At 37.9% G+C, this 2,368-nt stretch carries 2 protein-coding genes; both read left to right on the top strand.

Going from position 1 to position 2,368, the window contains the following annotated elements; all coding sequences use genetic code 11:
* The first annotated feature begins 95 nt into the window (after nucleotides 1-95).
* Nucleotides 96-614, top strand: a complete 519-nt coding sequence (locus EXA13_RS16385) for a hypothetical protein (protein WP_025634814.1) — start codon at nucleotides 96-98, stop codon at nucleotides 612-614.
* 646 nt (nucleotides 615-1,260) lie between these two features.
* Nucleotides 1,261-1,857, top strand: coding sequence for a hypothetical protein (locus tag EXA13_RS16380; RefSeq protein ID WP_238134069.1), 597 nt, complete (start codon nucleotides 1,261-1,263; stop codon nucleotides 1,855-1,857).
* The last annotated feature ends 511 nt before the right edge of the window (nucleotides 1,858-2,368 follow it).

The raw sequence follows: 2,368 nt of genomic DNA, 5'->3' as shown, positions 1-2,368 counted from the left end.
CTATGCGTTGGTTTTTGTGATTACGGTGTTATGCGGAAATTTAGTAGTAGCGTTGGCTGCCCCTTAAGCGGGCGTTAGGCATCAATGAGGCGTAAATGGAAATAGTTTTAGCGATTGCAACTTTACTCGGTGGGGTTACCGCTGTTTGGTTTTTCTGGGATAAGGCTCGAGAGTTCACTCTTGGAACCAGCAAGGTAAATACCCATGACTTAGAGTTATTCGAACAATATAAAGGGATGTTTGTTACGACTGGAGCTGCCGAATTTTATAGACAACATGACTTTTTGGCACAGTTCTCTGAAGATTATTGGCGACCTTTATCTAGTTATGTAGATAATTGGTATAAACCCGATTTTGAGTTCTCCAATAGTAAGCTTCAAAAGCAGCACAAGACGCTTTACGAAGCAGCAGAAAAATTAGGGATAGCTATTGCTGGCAACACGGTAACAATAGCACCAACCTACAAAATGCGTTCAGTACGACCGGATAACCTAGCATTTGGACCAATACCAGATCACATAAAAGAAGAAGCAAAAGAGATTAACGGTTTAGTTCCAGCATTTATAAAAGCTCATGATGACTTCGTTAAACTAGGTAATCGTGAATTGTACTAAAAATGCCTAACAAAGCATTTAAGAGTGATTCCCAACGCTTGGCATTTTTCATTCCATCGTTGGGTTTTGTGTTTACGGTGGTATGGTCGAGTTTCGTGGTCGCGTTGCTCACACCTTAATGCGGCGTTATGTAACCGTAAAGAAAAATCCAACAATGTATTGAAAATTAAAATATTTTTATGATTTCTTTACTTTGAGTTTAGCTTCTACTTTGCATGTTTTATTCTTTTAACTGATTGTTTTAATGGGTTATTTTTAAAGTTGTAAATCCAGTTTTATTCATATTGGTTTAGGCTTCGTCTTCTTATTCTTCGAGTCTTTACTCTGGGCTTTAATGGTAAAACGAGTTTGCGTTCAGCTTGTCTATAGTCATGATCCGCAGAATCAAGTTGCTTTTGTAGTTGCCAGAGTTTTTTCTACTGGGTCAATGCTGACTTTTCGTGTAAGTTAAATCGTGTTTGGCGATGCTGTTTTTGGTAATGCTTTGAAATGATTAGTAAAGTTACATAACAAAGCATTTAAGAGGGACAATCAACGCGTGGCATTTTTAGTTTGGATGAGCATTTGAGGTTACGGCAGGTTAGTTTGAGCGCAGTGGTTTGCGTTGCTTGCCCCTTAATGCGGCGTTAGAATTTTAAAGGTAGTTATGCATTCAGAATTAAAAGATGTATCTAAACGCTTGGCAGAGTTAGGCGTAGGAATATTGGCACAAGCTCAAAAAAACGCACTTTACACAGGTTATTATACTCATTTAGATGAGGGAGTTTTTGGTGTCATGCAAGCAGCGCAAGCCGCTGAGCTATTGATTAAAGCTGCGATCGCAAAACAACACCCATTATTGATATTTTCGAGCGTACCAAAATCTACATCCGTAAGTGGGGAATTACTTTCCATGCAGGACATATTTGAAGACGGAAAAACTATTCAATACGCTGAATTGCCGGAGAAATTATGGGCAACAACAGGTTATAAGTTACCAAACCAAGATGTATATAGATCGTTTGGAAAGCTTCGAAATACAATTCAGCATTTTGCGTTGCCCAAAAGAGATGTGCGTGCGGAAACTGCACGTTTCATTTATGCAGTAGTTGACCCTCTGATGGGACACTTCTGGGATGATTATGCAGTCAATTATGTTGACGTAATGGAAGCAAAAGATGACATCTTTGAGCTTCTTTCTAATTATGGTATCAAACCTAGATATCCTGAAGAGCTGAAAGAATTCGCAGAGTCGGTGGAATAATTCTAACAAACAATTTAAGAGTGATTCCCCACGCTTGGCATTTTTGGTTTGGGTTTAGTTTAGTGTTTACGGTGTCCAAATTGAGTGTCGTGGTAGCGTTGCTCACCCCTTAATTGGGCGTTATGTAACCGTAGAGAAAAAGATCGCAATATATTGAAAGTTAAAGTGTTTTTATACTTTTGCATTTTTAAGTTAGCTTCTATTTTACATGTTTTATGATTTTAACTGATTGTTTTAATTGGTTATTTATAAAGTTTGTAAAGTCAGTCTTATTCATATTGGCTTAGTTTTCGTCTTCTTGTTCTTCGAGTCTTTACTCTGGGCTTTAATGGTAAAGTGGGTTTGCGTTCAGCTTGTCTATAGTCATGATCCGCAGAATCAAGTGGCTTTTGTTATTGCCAGAGTTTTTTCTACTGGGTCAATGCTGACTTTTCGTGTAAGTTAAATCGTGTTTGGCGATGCTGTTTTTTGTAATGTTTTGAAATTATTAGTAAAGTTACATAACAAAGCA

Source organism: Vibrio cincinnatiensis (genome assembly GCF_022113815.1).
In the GTDB taxonomy this organism is placed as follows: domain Bacteria; phylum Pseudomonadota; class Gammaproteobacteria; order Enterobacterales; family Vibrionaceae; genus Vibrio; species Vibrio cincinnatiensis_A.
This window is presented reverse-complemented; position numbering and strand designations above follow the sequence as displayed.